The 12,098-nt window shown below is 50.5% G+C and carries 14 protein-coding genes and 1 tRNA gene; 3 read left to right on the top strand and 12 right to left on the bottom strand.

Going from position 1 to position 12,098, the window contains the following annotated elements:
* Positions 1-37 precede the first annotated feature (37 nt).
* From crtH to SynA1825c_RS08105, 4 genes are all read right to left on the bottom strand, one after another.
* Positions 38-1,582: a carotenoid isomerase gene (crtH, locus tag SynA1825c_RS08120; protein ID WP_186468850.1), complete on the bottom strand. Its 1,545-nt coding sequence runs from the start codon at positions 1,580-1,582 to the stop codon at positions 38-40.
* Positions 1,583-1,807: 225 nt separating this feature from the next.
* Entirely contained in the window at positions 1,808-3,184 is a 1,377-nt protein-coding gene (trmFO, locus tag SynA1825c_RS08115) for an FADH(2)-oxidizing methylenetetrahydrofolate--tRNA-(uracil(54)-C(5))-methyltransferase TrmFO (protein ID WP_186471104.1), read from the bottom strand.
* Positions 3,185-3,241: 57 nt separating this feature from the next.
* Positions 3,242-3,364, bottom strand: coding sequence for a photosystem II protein Y (locus tag SynA1825c_RS08110; protein ID WP_186468849.1), 123 nt, complete (start codon positions 3,362-3,364; stop codon positions 3,242-3,244).
* 60 nt (positions 3,365-3,424) lie between these two features.
* Complete coding sequence (locus SynA1825c_RS08105) at positions 3,425-3,958, bottom strand: gamma carbonic anhydrase family protein (protein WP_186468848.1); 534 nt, start codon at positions 3,956-3,958, stop codon at positions 3,425-3,427.
* A gap of 317 nt (positions 3,959-4,275) precedes the next feature.
* Here SynA1825c_RS08105 and SynA1825c_RS08100 point away from each other — a divergent pair.
* A tRNA-Lys gene (locus SynA1825c_RS08100) sits at positions 4,276-4,347 on the top strand.
* A 46-nt stretch (positions 4,348-4,393) separates the two neighbouring features.
* Positions 4,394-4,768, top strand: a complete 375-nt coding sequence (locus SynA1825c_RS08095) for a response regulator transcription factor (protein WP_186468847.1) — start codon at positions 4,394-4,396, stop codon at positions 4,766-4,768.
* On the opposite strand, the gene SynA1825c_RS08090 is transcribed toward SynA1825c_RS08095, so the two are convergent.
* From SynA1825c_RS08090 to SynA1825c_RS08060, 7 genes are all read right to left on the bottom strand, one after another.
* Positions 4,740-5,942 (bottom strand): ATP-binding protein, encoded by a 1,203-nt coding sequence (locus SynA1825c_RS08090; protein WP_186468846.1) that lies wholly within the window; start codon positions 5,940-5,942, stop codon positions 4,740-4,742. The genes SynA1825c_RS08095 and SynA1825c_RS08090 overlap by 29 nt on opposite strands.
* Complete coding sequence (locus SynA1825c_RS08085) at positions 5,932-6,309, bottom strand: PAS domain S-box protein (protein ID WP_186468845.1); 378 nt, start codon at positions 6,307-6,309, stop codon at positions 5,932-5,934. Before SynA1825c_RS08085 ends, SynA1825c_RS08090 begins: the two co-directional genes overlap by 11 nt.
* A gap of 293 nt (positions 6,310-6,602) precedes the next feature.
* Positions 6,603-6,830, bottom strand: a complete 228-nt coding sequence (locus SynA1825c_RS08080) for a Nif11-like leader peptide family natural product precursor (protein ID WP_186468844.1) — start codon at positions 6,828-6,830, stop codon at positions 6,603-6,605.
* Positions 6,831-7,297: 467 nt separating this feature from the next.
* Positions 7,298-7,519 carry a hypothetical protein gene (locus SynA1825c_RS08075; RefSeq protein WP_186468843.1) on the bottom strand — a complete coding sequence of 74 codons (222 nt, stop codon included), beginning with the start codon at positions 7,517-7,519 and terminating at the stop codon, positions 7,298-7,300.
* 556 nt (positions 7,520-8,075) lie between these two features.
* On the bottom strand, positions 8,076-8,351 hold the full coding sequence (locus SynA1825c_RS08070; RefSeq protein WP_186468842.1) for a Nif11-like leader peptide family natural product precursor: 276 nt from the start codon (positions 8,349-8,351) through the stop codon (positions 8,076-8,078).
* Between the two features lie 233 nt (positions 8,352-8,584).
* Complete coding sequence (locus SynA1825c_RS08065; protein ID WP_186471103.1) at positions 8,585-8,812, bottom strand: Nif11-like leader peptide family natural product precursor; 228 nt, start codon at positions 8,810-8,812, stop codon at positions 8,585-8,587.
* A gap of 190 nt (positions 8,813-9,002) precedes the next feature.
* Positions 9,003-9,269 carry a Nif11-like leader peptide family natural product precursor gene (locus SynA1825c_RS08060; RefSeq protein WP_186468841.1) on the bottom strand — a complete coding sequence of 89 codons (267 nt, stop codon included), beginning with the start codon at positions 9,267-9,269 and terminating at the stop codon, positions 9,003-9,005.
* A gap of 541 nt (positions 9,270-9,810) precedes the next feature.
* Here SynA1825c_RS08060 and SynA1825c_RS08055 point away from each other — a divergent pair.
* A complete protein-coding gene (locus SynA1825c_RS08055) occupies positions 9,811-10,569 on the top strand; it encodes a hypothetical protein (protein WP_186468840.1) in 759 nt (252 codons plus the stop codon).
* Positions 10,570-10,961: 392 nt separating this feature from the next.
* On the opposite strand, the gene SynA1825c_RS08050 is transcribed toward SynA1825c_RS08055, so the two are convergent.
* Positions 10,962-12,062, bottom strand: a complete 1,101-nt coding sequence (locus SynA1825c_RS08050) for a hypothetical protein (RefSeq protein ID WP_222929982.1) — start codon at positions 12,060-12,062, stop codon at positions 10,962-10,964.
* Between the last annotated feature and the right edge of the window lie 36 nt (positions 12,063-12,098).

The raw sequence follows: 12,098 nt of genomic DNA, 5'->3' as shown, positions 1-12,098 counted from the left end.
ACCTTAAACAGACCAGTTGCCAGGATGCGATGTCCGCTTAGGCCGGAAGCGCCCAGGCGTTGAGGCCGAGATCAGCTCCAATCCGGTGGCTGCATGCATAACCACTGAAGGCAACAGCATTGAGGCCTTGACCGGGGAAACAAGAGTCACCAACGCAATACAAACCGCTTAAACCAGTTCGATTGAATGGCATGGGCAGTAGTCCGGGCAATTGCGAAGCCGGGATCGGTCCATAGGTTCCACCCATCCGGCCAAGGAAACGGCGGTGTGTGCGTGGTGTCCCAATTTCCTGGAGCTCAATCGCGTCTCCAAGACCCGGAAGGATGGCTTCAAGGCGTTTGACCAAACGCGCAGCATCCTGTTCTTTTTTGCGCTTGTAGTCCCTCGGTGACAACTTTGACCATGGCTGGATGTCACTCATCGTGAAGGTGTGAACGATGTGCCGGCCGTCAGGTGCAAGCGAAGGATCGAGCAACGTCGGAATCGACACGAAGATCACCCCCTGCTCAGCTTCAAGATTGTCCCAGTCCTCAAGCAGCAAGTGGTGACAGTGGAACCCGTCAGGAATGACATCGGCACGTACACCCAGATGGAGTGAAAGAAACGAGCTCGATGGTTGGTAGCGCTTGCGCCAAGTGGATTCAGCTTTGGGGGTGTGTTCGCGGTTGACCAGGGTGCGTTGGGGAGAGCCTTCTCCGGCAAAGGTGTCCCAGCGGGTGGCATTGCTAACGATGCGCTTTGCCTGGATGGTGTCTCCGTCGGCGAGCCGTACACCAACAGCCCTTCCGTTCTCCACGAGTACGTCAGTGACACGGGATCCGTAGCGAATTGATCCGCCGTGAGCTTCCAGCCCTGCAACCAACTTCTCAGCGATTTTGCCGACACCGCCCTTTGGATAATTGATTCCACCGGCGTGGCGATCTGAGAAGACCATGCCGGCATTGATCATCGGCGTTCGATCAGCCGGCATCACAGACCAACAGAAACACTCCATATCGATCAAGCGCAGCAGCTCCTGATCACGGATGTGTTTGCGTGCCACATCGCCAACATTGAATGGCAACCATCGCGCCAGGCCGAGGCAGGCGAGCGGAGCTTTGAAGAACACTTTGGCGAGATAAGCCGGATCTTCTAGTGACAGCAAAGGCATGGCATCCAAACAGCGGAAGACCTGCCAGCAGGTGTTGTAGAAAGCTCGAATGCCAACGGCTTCATGAGGAAATTGATCGCTCATGCGGGCGATAAAGCCGTCGTAATCCCGATCCACAGCCATGGTGAGCCCATTGGGCAAGTGGTATTCCAGTTGCACAGGATCAGGAATGGTTTCACACGACTGCCCCACATCCGCAAGCGCGCGCGTAAGCAGGTTGGTGTGGCCATGCTCGCCGAAGCCAAAGATCATTGAAGCGCCGACATCAAACGTGAAGCCATCGCGCTTGAAGCTGCCTCCGGAACCTCCAGGGATCAGATAGCGCTCGAGAACCAGCGTCTTGGCCCCTTTGGCGGCCAATTGGGAGGCGGTGACCAGTCCTCCAATTCCGGACCCGATCACGATCACATCCCATTCAGGGTTCGCACTCACGGTCACGCGTCAGCTCTATCTGAGCTTCAAACCCTAGGAGGCCCCAGCAGCTGTGATGGGCGGTGTTGCCGTCAGGATCTCTTCTTCCGCTGATGCGCCTGCAGCCTGACTCAGGGCCGAGGTGAATCCTCGAAGAGGCTCTCGCAATACCACCAGCACAAGGAGTGAATCAGTGCACTGACAAGAACGCCGATCTGGAGAGAGCGACGCTCAATCCAACGATCCTCAAACCGGACAGGCGACAAGAGCGGAATTGTGCTGGTCCGCGGCTAACTGAAGATCCTGCAGCGCTCTATCCCGATAAGCCCCATAGCGACGCCTCTTATCGCGAATGCGTTCCGGCAACGCGGGTAGGAGGCCGAAATTTGGAGGCATTGGTTGAAACTTGCCAGATGGTGCTTCGCTAATGAAATGGGTCAATGCGCCAATCATGCAGGTCGGTGGAAGGTCGATGGTTGCTTGACCCTTGGCCAGCCGCGCAGCATTGGTGCCAGCCAGCCAGCCACCAGCAACAGCTGCGGCGTACCCCTCGGTGCCTGTGATCTGTCCGGCAGCAAGCAGACGTTCTCGACGCCTGAACTGAAGCGTTGGCTGCAGCAGTTCTGGAGCTTCCAGAAACGTGTTGCGATGCATCACTCCAAAGCGAACAAACTCTGCCTGTTCAAGGCCTGGAATCATGCGGAGCACACGCTTCTGCTCTCCCCACTTGAGATTCGTCTGAAAACCCACAAGGTTCCAAAGACGACCGTCCTTGTCTTCCTGCCGTAACTGAACGACGGCGTAGGCACGCTTGGCTCGCCGAACATCACGATCATTGACGTCACCCCAGCGTGGATCCCACAAGCCAATCGGTTTGAGCGGTCCGTACCGCATCGTGTCCTCACCGCGTCGGGCGAGTTCTTCGATCGGTAAGCATCCCTCGAAGAACGTGGCGTTGTCCTTCTCGAAATCCTTCAGTTCAGCTTGCTCAGCAGCAAGCAGTGCATCACGGAACGCGTGATACTCAGCCTCATTCATCGGGCAATTGATGTAGTCCGCATCGCCTTTGTCGTATCGACTGGCGCGGAATGCCCTTTCCATGTCAATGGTTTCACCATCAACGATTGGGCTGGCTGCATCGAAGAAATGACAGTCATCACGACCTGTGAAGGCACGCAGGTCTTCGGCAAGGGTTTCACTCGTGAGCGGTCCAGTAGCCAGCACCGTGATCTGATCCGACTCCGGCAAAGTCATCTGTTCACGCCTTTCGACGGTCACAAGCGGGTGCTGCTCGAGAGCCAAGGTGAGGGCAGCGCTGTAACGCCCGCGGTCTACAGCCAAAGCGCCTCCAGCTGGAACAGCGTGTGCGTCAGCAGTCGTGATGACTAGAGACCCCAGGCGTCGTAACTCCTCCTGAAGCAAGCCAGCGGCTCGATCGCTGCTTAAGGCCCCGAAGCTATTGCTGCAGACCAACTCTGCAAATTCACTGCTGTGATGTGCCGGTGATCGCCTCAGTGGGCGCATCTCGACAAGACGAACACGCACTCCAGATTGTGCGACTTGCCACGCTGCTTCAGTGCCAGCAAGACCGGCACCGATAACAACAACGGAAGCTTCGTCCAAAGCGAGCAATGACAATCAATCTCAACCCTATCGATCGGTCGAGACAGAGACCTGAATTCAGGCGCGGCTGCGCTTCAGCATCATTTGAAGCTGGCCCACAGCAGCCCTGCTGATGTTGAAGGCTGCCCAGCCCAGTGCCAGAAGGATGGGGGATGCCACGAGGACGAGCCGAAGATCCATGGTTTGTGGGGTTGGTGGGGTGATCTTAAAGACTGCGAGCACCGCTCACGACGGTCAGGGTCAGACCGTTTGGTTTTGCAGCAATTTTGACCAAGCTTCAGCCAATTCGGCGTAGTGCGCTGCATGGGCGCGCTGGTGATTCACGTCTTGGTCTGTGAGAACCCTTTTCACTGTTGCTGGTACCCCAGCAACGAGTGAACGAGGAGGAACATCGCGGGTCACAACAGCGCCAGCCGCAACGAGGGATCCTTCCCCGACCGTGACGCCATTCAGCACAACCGCGCCGATCCCCACGAGGCAACCGTCTCGCAACGTGCATCCGTGCACCACAGCACGATGACCAACAGTGACATCAGAGCCAATCAGCACAGGTTGGCCAGGATCGCCATGCAGTACTGCCCCGTCTTGCACGTTGCTGCGTGGACCAATCTTGATAGGAGCCATGTCTGCTCTGGCAACTGCTGTTGGCCAAAGGCTGGATCCTGCCGCCATCTGCACGTCGCCCATGACAACAGCGGAATCCGCTATCCAAGCCGTGGGATCGATGCGCGGTGTTGCGGTCAGAAACCCGGCTCGCGCTGGTGGAACGGTCATGGGAAGGACGGACCTTGACTGCAAAAGAGGATCCAAGGGAGGGCTGACAACCCTGCGGGACCAATCCCCGATGATCACTGGAATTGAACAGTGTGATGCCCGACACGCTGAATCAGTTCAAAAACTTTCATTTCGCTGGATGTCACCCCAAGCAGCAAGCCGAGGAAAACCGTCGGGAGGGCCTTCCAAGGGAGTGTCGAGCATCGGCGCCAAATCATTCAGTGAGGATTCACTTGGAAGAGGGCTCGCCTGGGTGATACGTTTCAGGTGTGCCTGACGGCATGACCTGACGTGGAACGTTGTTCCATAGTGCAGGAGGGTCGCTAGCTCAGCGGTAGAGCACTCGGCTTTTAACCGATTGGTCCTGAGTTCGAATCTCAGGCGACCCATTCTTTTAGTCCTTCGCCCATCATGGAGGGAACTCTCACCTCGCTGATGGACGGCCAAGCACGTGTTGCTGTCGTTGACGATGACCACCGCCTGCGAACCCTGATTCAGGAAGAACTCATCGATGAAGGTGTGCTGCCGATTCCATGCACTTCAGGAGAAGAGCTTCTCGAACTAATCAAACAGGATCAGATTGATCTGATTCTTCTTGACTTGATGATGCCAGGCATGGATGGCATGAGTTGTTTAAGAGCTCTTGAAGGCATATCGTGCGGGGTCCCCATCCTCGTTGTCACAGCCTTGAGTGACGAGATCAAGCGCGAGGAAGTGATGAACCATGGTGCATCGGAATATATTTTGAAGCCAGATCTCTTTGAACGATTGCCAGACCTTCTCAATCAATATCTTCCAGGTCGGAGCTAATATCAGCGTTTATTACATTAGGGCTCGGGAAGATGATTGAGATTTTGATACCGCGGCTCTTTTCAGAGTCATGATTGTTTTCCAGGCTGGCTTTAACCGTTCCGTTCATTCCCGCCACAAGTGCTTTCACAACAGCTAGCCCCAGGCCACTCCCCTCCCCAAAAGTGGGATTCCTGTTTTCTTCAAGTTTGCTGAATCGATCGAATACATTTGTAAGGCGAGAATCGTCAACTGCAAGGGTGCCACCATCAGTCACGAGCAGATCAATGCAGTCGTGATGAAACGATCCATGAATCATAAATGGATTCGTGCCGCTGGTGAAACGCTGACTATTGTCGAATAAGTTATTCATCACTCTGCCAAAAGCTGAATGATCAAGCTCAACCTCACGAGCCATGCATTGCTCTGATATTGATAGCTGAATCAAACTTCTTTTTTCTTGATCGAGAGAATCAAGCCATAGCTCAATAAAAACTTGGAAAGGGTGGCGTTCGAATGACCATGCAAATTGGTCGGTGTCAAGTTCAGAAAGAACAACAAGCTTGTCGACTAAGCCGACCATTCTCTTCGTTTCCGAGCGAACATCCTCAAGAGGGCGGAGCATCGCATCGTCGAGCTTAGAGAAGCGTGAAAGCCGTTTCAAGTTTCCACTGATAATTGCTAGAGGAGTGCGCAACTCATGAGCGAGTTTATTAATGAAGGACCTCTGTTGCTGCAATGCTTTCTCAAGCGGATCTAAGTCACGGAACACAATTAAAAGATACGGCTCATTGAGCTCGGTGATTGGTTTCCAGCTCACCATCCGCTGCACAGCTGTTGATAGAGATGAATCATTGACTAGCAAAGGTTGAATTAGCAGCAGCATCTGGCCGTCACCAAGCTTGGCTTGGGATAGCGGGTGTTGGTAATCTTCTTGGGGCAAATCTCGTTGATCGGGATGTCGAAAAGTAGCGACCTGTTGGAATCGCTTTCCAATAACCCTCAGTGCTAGACCGTTGCCGAAACATTGAGCAGCAGCACGATTTACCCAGCGAACATGGTGATGCTCATCAAGAATGAGCATGGCTTCTTCAGTAGCATCAAAGGCCACGCGAAGTAGGCCCAAAGACTGGCGCAATTGCACAACAAGTTCATTGGGTTCGCGATTCTTGTTATCGGGTTGATCAGCAGCCATAGGGGCCCTCCAAGGGCCTCAGGGTTGCAGCAAAACTCCAACCATCTTGATCATCTTTTTCAGCAACAATAAAATGTTCACTCTTAATGACTGAGCCATTGGCGCATATTGTTGCTAATTCCAAGGGATGATTAACAACTTCTGAAGTCTCAGTCAGTTTGAAACGCGCAAATCCAGCGTGATGCAGCTCTCTGAACTGCTGAGGTAAGATTAATCCAATGGTTTGACCGATCAGCGCATCATCCCATCCATAAATCACCTTAAAACGATGATTGAATTCAACGACTAATCCGTTTGAATCTGCCCTGATGAAGGGGAGGTCGTGACACTCACGTAGAGCTGCAACTGCACCAGGCGTCCAATCCATCGAGAGCGACCCTTTCGTCCCAGACTAGGCATTCAAAGCCAACTCAACTACGCGCTAGCTCATGAAGCTCTACAAGATCAAAGCTGGAGTGTGGAACTGCTGGGTAGAGCAGGTGCTTCGGGAGCACTCTCTGACACAATGCCAAGCCCTCTCATCGCCTGAATATCACCCCTGTTCAGCGACCTAGCGGGCGACAGCAGTCGAGAATTCATTCAATATCACTTCACCCTGGGCTGACTGAGAACTCGGTGCCCAACCCTTGGCGCGGAGAATGGTCACCCTGTATTTGGTGCTCACGTACAGGCGCACCCCACCCCAGAGCGCCCTCCAGCTGATGAGTTCAGCTCTTCATCCGAAATCTCTTCTTGGGCTTTCTCTATCTCTTCTGCAGACATTGTGAAGCCTGCCTCCTTGGCAATGTCCACAATGGTGTTGGGATCGGTGACGCCTTGAAGTTTTTGTTGAAGTGTTGGGTCTGACTGAATGGCCTCCCAGAATGCTTTCAGTTGCTCTTCTGACATGAGAGGGCGTGGAGCTACAGCCTTTTGATAGTCACGATCGGCTTCAACGACTCAAACGGTGAGGGATGAGCCACCAAACAGCCACTCGCGCCTTATTTCGCATGCCAAGGCAACGCCCCTGAACACTTGGGCACTTTGGACCCCCTTCTGTCGCACCATACTCACCACCACCATCCCTAATACCAGATACAAATCAACATTGTCTAACACCTCTTCAGTCAACTCTTCCTTGAGCTGCTCTGGTTCGTCGTCTTAGGTGATCTTAGAGGCTTCAATCAGTTCTCATTCTCCCGGCAATGGCGGCATCGATCGGTCAGTTCTTAATCTCCTCGGAAGGATCGGTCGATTGCACTTCGCAAGTTCTCTGATACGGCGCTCTCGATCTGTCTCGCCGCTTCCGCCAGTCGAGTTTTCCAGTTCTTCATCAAAAATGTCGTCCTTGGTGTTCTTGATCTCTTCCATCATCTCTACCTCCTCCTCAAAATTCTTTGTCTTGGTTCCCTATCCTTTATTTCTCTGATGCGACGACTTCTGAATGTCTCCTCAGTTCCACCGCTGACGCTTTCTAATTCCTCATCAGAAGTGTTTTTAATGATACTTTCCTTCTCTTCTGACATTGGTGGTGCTGTGAGGATTAGTGAAACCATAGCACCGAACACTTCTTTTTCATCACCTGGAATCTCTCTCATTCATACCCGAAACCTTCCTTGCACCTCTCTATTCCTTTGCCGAGTCCTTTCAGGGATTTCTCTATCCCTATGGCGGAGACCACCAGTGGTACTTTCCAGTTCCTCTTCGGAAATATCTTCGTTTTTACTTTCCTTCTCTCCTATGGTGACAAATACCTTTCCAAAAGTTTATTAAAGGCTCGTTATGCCTCAGGGGGTATAGGTTCCTCGTGGACGCGCCAGGTCGCCTGCGACCTCTCCAGAAACTCCTCCAGATATTCCCTCTAGGTCCTCCTTACTCAACTCTTCCTTGAGCTGCTCTGGCTGTATTAGGTCTGACTTTGATTTCTGCTGATTAGATTGTTCTTTTGACATGAGAGGGAGTGGAGTTACTGCCTCGTTATAGCAACGGTTGGAAAACGTATCTGATTTCAATAAAAAAGCCTGCTATGTGGGGCTAATGGTGCCAGCTATTGGAGGTTGGTTTGTTGACTTTTGATGGTGATCGAAGCAATAAAAGTCCTCTGCGGCTGTCGGGGTTTGAGTGTGTAAGTTCAAAAGCTCCAGCTTTAAAAACTTACACACTTACAGGTCTATTATTATTCCAGCACCTACGACCTACCAGGGCTCCGCAGGTCTGAGTCCCCAAAGGCTTCCCTCCCGCCGCATTTTCCAACTCCTCATCAGAAATCTCTGATTGAGCCTTCTTCAAGTCATCAGCAGAAATACTAAACCCAGCATCTATCGCAATCGCAGCAACAGCATTGGCGTCAGCAGCCGCTTTCAGCTTTTCCTGAAGGCTGGTGTCACCTTGGACCTTCTCTAGAAAGGCGTTGAGCTGCTCTTCTGACATGGGAAGGCACGGAGCTACAGCCTGGTCATAGCAATAGTCGGCAGCAGTGTCTGTATCTAATAAAAAAGCTCGCCAAATGCGGGCGATGGTGCCAGGTATGAAGGCTGATTGATCGGGTTAGTCAGACGATTGAAGCAATAAAAACACTGCAGTAGAATGAATTTACCGCTTCACTACTGTACCTTACTGGGTGATATTTGTTTGTATTTATATGCCTGCACTCCCTAAGCATCCTAACGGTGAGTGAAAATAACACAAATGCCGCCAGCCGCACCACTCAGCTGTTCATCTTCCGAAAGCTCAGCTTGAGCTTTCTCTAGCTCCTCAACAGAAATCGTAAATCCCGCTTCCTTGGCAATGTCCACAACCCCACCAAGGTCTGAGACCCCTTGCAATTTTTGCTTAAGCGCTGGATCCGCCTGAGTAGCTTCCCAGAAAGCCTTGAGCTGCTGTTCTGACATTGGTGTGGAGGGTGTATGTGCCATGAATAGCAGCATTAGTAGTCAGGTGAAGTTCCTAAGGACACAATTGGCTTGATGAGCAGATTTGAATAATATTAAGTGCCAGGTATCGGAGGCTGATTTGTGGAATTAGTCAGATTATTGATGCAATAAAAAACTCCTGTCAAGCAGGGGCTTTTAGGGCGTAGCCTTAGTATATGCAGTCTTCATAGGGACGGACATTGCACGTTTGTATGCCAGTTCGATTTCCTCTCTGCCCCCCAGCTGCACCTTCCAGCTCCTCGTCTGACAATTCTACCGATTGCACTGATTGAATATCTTCTGCGGTAATTGCAAAACCTGCGTCTTTAGCAATTTCAATGGCGGCTTCAGGAGTGGTTACTGCATTGAGCTTTTCCCGAAGGCTGGTGTCTCCTTGGACCTTTTCTAGAAAGGCTTTGAGTTGCTCTTCTGACATTGAAGGGCTTGGAGCTACAGCCTGGTTATAGCAGCGATCGGCTGCGGTGTCTGCAAATACTAAAACGCCCGCTGAGTGCAAGCGATGGCGCCAACTATTAGCAACTCATAAACGGACTTCCTGTAGCCCTTAACAACAGGCCAGGCTACAATTCTAAAAAGTTGATTTCTCCTTGGCAAGACATTCTATATTTTACTCCATGGTTAAGTGGGTTTTTAAAGAGATTTACGCAGATCTTCCTCGACAGATCATCGAACCTTGCGAATGCTTGTCCTCAAAGATTTTTCCCGACGAAAAAATAAATAAATATAGCTGTATGCTCGAATTTCATCACCTCCTGCCGCCAAGAGTTGATCTATCATTTCATATCATGTCAACTTTATCATCAATGTCAGCCATAGAATTGCCGACTTGGTGGTCCGCTTATCTTGAAAATTGCGATCACACGAATAGGAATTCATTTGTTAATTCTTGCGAGTCTAGAAATATTATAAAAATCACTGAGCACGACGATAGATGTCATGAACCACTGCCTTACCGCTTGCCATACGATCATTTTCTTGAGTTCGATTTGCAAGGCAATTCAGTTGAGCTGGGGGGTATATTTCAGCGCATTGAACGAATAGGCGATGATAATAAATTTGATGATTTCTACTTTTTTCAAATCTTGGATCGTTCGCCTGGGTTCACGGGATCCGAGTTTCGTGATGAGTTGGTCGACATGCACTTAGCACAGCTAACTAAGATCCTTGGCCTCCCTGTCCAGCTTGGATTGATGGTTGGCAGAGGGGAGCTGATCAAGCTTGTCTATAAATCTATAGATACAACCGTATGGCAGGAGAAATCGGAGAATTATTGTCAGTGTTTACTTCAATATTTCTCGCAAAACTTTGTAGAAAACTTCAGGCAAATAATTAATGAATTTAATTGTATACCTGATATTAGCTTTCGATTGTGTTTAGACTTGGACCTTATTAAATGCCTTGATTCACCGCGCTTTTGCGTCGAAATTTTCCCTGCATCAGGGGTAAAAGAGGCAAGAAGTCACAAGCTGCTATATCTCTTGCAAGATAAATTCAAATTAGAACAGTCAAGCGTCCATAATGCAATAAATTTGCATCAAGAATTACCAAAAGGTCATAGACGCATTCCCGGTGGCCATTCTATTCCTGGCTGTAAAGACGAAAGGATATATTCTATTGCCGCTACTTTAAGTCATTATAAAATTGAGTTCCCGCTTGACTCCCGCCCCAAGCTAAAAACATATGTCAATGCCACATCTGAGACATTTTATACTTAAACAATGCTGCCAATTTTGTTGCTCAGAGAAAAGATGATTCAACGATATGCAAAAGCGCCTTTCATCCATCAGCCTGAGAAAACCGTTCATCTCCTCGACAGCTGTGAGATTGTCGTTTTCAGGAGCAATCTCCTCCATTCGCTTGCAAGGTCACAGCAGGCTCTGAGATAAGCAGGCTATACAGCTCACCCTGCACCTCAGCGGGCATCGCATCACACATTGCCTTGAACTCTTCCAGGGTTGCCATCAGCGGACCTGCAGCGTTACCCCTTTTTAGTCATCTGGGTCAGCGGCTTCAGCTGCAAGCAATAAAAAAACCCCGCCTCGCGACGGGGTGCGTGTTTTGTCGGGAAATGGACAGCGACAAGATTAGTGGTCATCAACCATTCAAATCAAAAGAAATCATCTCCGACTGTTGTCATGGACTGTACGAATTGCGAGTTGATGTCGTTAGATCCATTGATTTCCGGATTGATGTCGCCTAGGGCCTCAATCAAGTCGGATTCAACATATACCTCGCCATTATTCTCGCCACCCCAGTTTGTATGAGGATCATCAAGGCCAATGCCAATACTTAGCTCGTTACCAGCACCACCAGATTTGCCGTCAGGGCCCCAGTTGGTAATTGGGTCGCCGGCTTCAAAGCCACCTAGATCTCTTTCAAGTGATCCACCATTTTGTCCCTCTTCGCCAAAGTTGATGTCTGCATCAACCTCTTCAAGCGAAGTGTCGCCTTCAGAATCCCCCTCACCTTGGTGCTCATTCATTGGGTTTTCTGAGCTTTCTTCGGCTCCGGAGCCATTACCTTCTGCCCCGTCCCCTCCATTATCATCATCACCACCAAATAAGCTCTTCAGCCAATCCCAGAAGCCTCCCTCGCCATCTTCGCTTTCCGTATTGTTGTCATTATTACCAGTACCATCATCTGTACCAGGTTCCGGTTCGTTGCTTCCACCCTGATCAGCTGGATCGTTCTGACCTTCTGACTCGTCTGATTCTTGCCCTCGTTTACCGTCGAAGGCATCAAGAACTTTCTGGCTAACTGGTGGCTCATCCGGATCCAGCAGGCCCGAATCTACTCCACTATATAGATCCTCGACAAACTTCCTAGCAAATTCCTCTTTCTCCTCGTCTGTCATGTTTTCCCAATCAGGATCTCCATTTGCACCATTGGCTCCGGCTGCACGCTCTCGAATGTGGCTTGCATGATTGTCTGGGGTTGCGTACAGTTCAGAGATACTGTCAGGGTTAAGCAACTCACCTACAGCTGCTTCTTGGATAATTGATTCCTGATTTACATCAATGTTTGCGATTTCCTTGGGATCGACCTTTAGATCAACGCCATCAAGAGCGGACTGATTAATTTGTTGAGCAGTTGAGGCTTCGCTGGAATCCACAAACAAGTCAACAGCTTTAGAGCTGTCGCTGGTTTCATATGCGGTGGTGATGCCGTCCTTGATTTCAATGGACTCTTTGGTTGAGAAGGATTTCATTGTTTTGTCCTTTTGTGATGTCAAGTGTGCTTTTTG

Source organism: Synechococcus sp. A18-25c (assembly GCF_014280035.1).
In the GTDB taxonomy this organism is placed as follows: domain Bacteria; phylum Cyanobacteriota; class Cyanobacteriia; order PCC-6307; family Cyanobiaceae; genus Synechococcus_C.
Note: the sequence above shows the minus strand (reverse complement) of the source record. Positions and strands in the feature narration are given on the sequence as shown.

Coding starts and splice junctions, on each gene's coding strand:
- SynA1825c_RS08070 (WP_186468842.1), bottom strand. CDS start 8,351: ATGTCAGAAGAGCAGCTCAACGCCTTTCTAGAGAAGGTCCAAGGTGAC.
- SynA1825c_RS08090 (WP_186468846.1), bottom strand. CDS start 5,942: ATGGCTGCTGATCAACCCGATAACAAGAATCGCGAACCCAATGAACTT.
- SynA1825c_RS08080 (WP_186468844.1), bottom strand. CDS start 6,830: ATGTCAGAAGAGCAACTGAAAGCATTCTGGGAGGCCATTCAGTCAGAC.
- SynA1825c_RS08105 (WP_186468848.1), bottom strand. CDS start 3,958: ATGACCGTTCCACCAGCGCGAGCCGGGTTTCTGACCGCAACACCGCGC.
- SynA1825c_RS08085 (WP_186468845.1), bottom strand. CDS start 6,309: ATGGATTGGACGCCTGGTGCAGTTGCAGCTCTACGTGAGTGTCACGAC.
- SynA1825c_RS08075 (WP_186468843.1), bottom strand. CDS start 7,519: ATGAGAGAGATTCCAGGTGATGAAAAAGAAGTGTTCGGTGCTATGGTT.
- SynA1825c_RS08110 (WP_186468849.1), bottom strand. CDS start 3,364: ATGGATCTTCGGCTCGTCCTCGTGGCATCCCCCATCCTTCTGGCACTG.
- SynA1825c_RS08095 (WP_186468847.1), top strand. CDS start 4,394: ATGGACGGCCAAGCACGTGTTGCTGTCGTTGACGATGACCACCGCCTG.
- SynA1825c_RS08065 (WP_186471103.1), bottom strand. CDS start 8,812: ATGTCAGAACAGCAGCTCAAGGCTTTCTGGGAAGCTACTCAGGCGGAT.
- SynA1825c_RS08050 (WP_222929982.1), bottom strand. CDS start 12,062: ATGAAATCCTTCTCAACCAAAGAGTCCATTGAAATCAAGGACGGCATC.
- SynA1825c_RS08060 (WP_186468841.1), bottom strand. CDS start 9,269: ATGTCAGAAGAGCAACTCAAAGCCTTTCTAGAAAAGGTCCAAGGAGAC.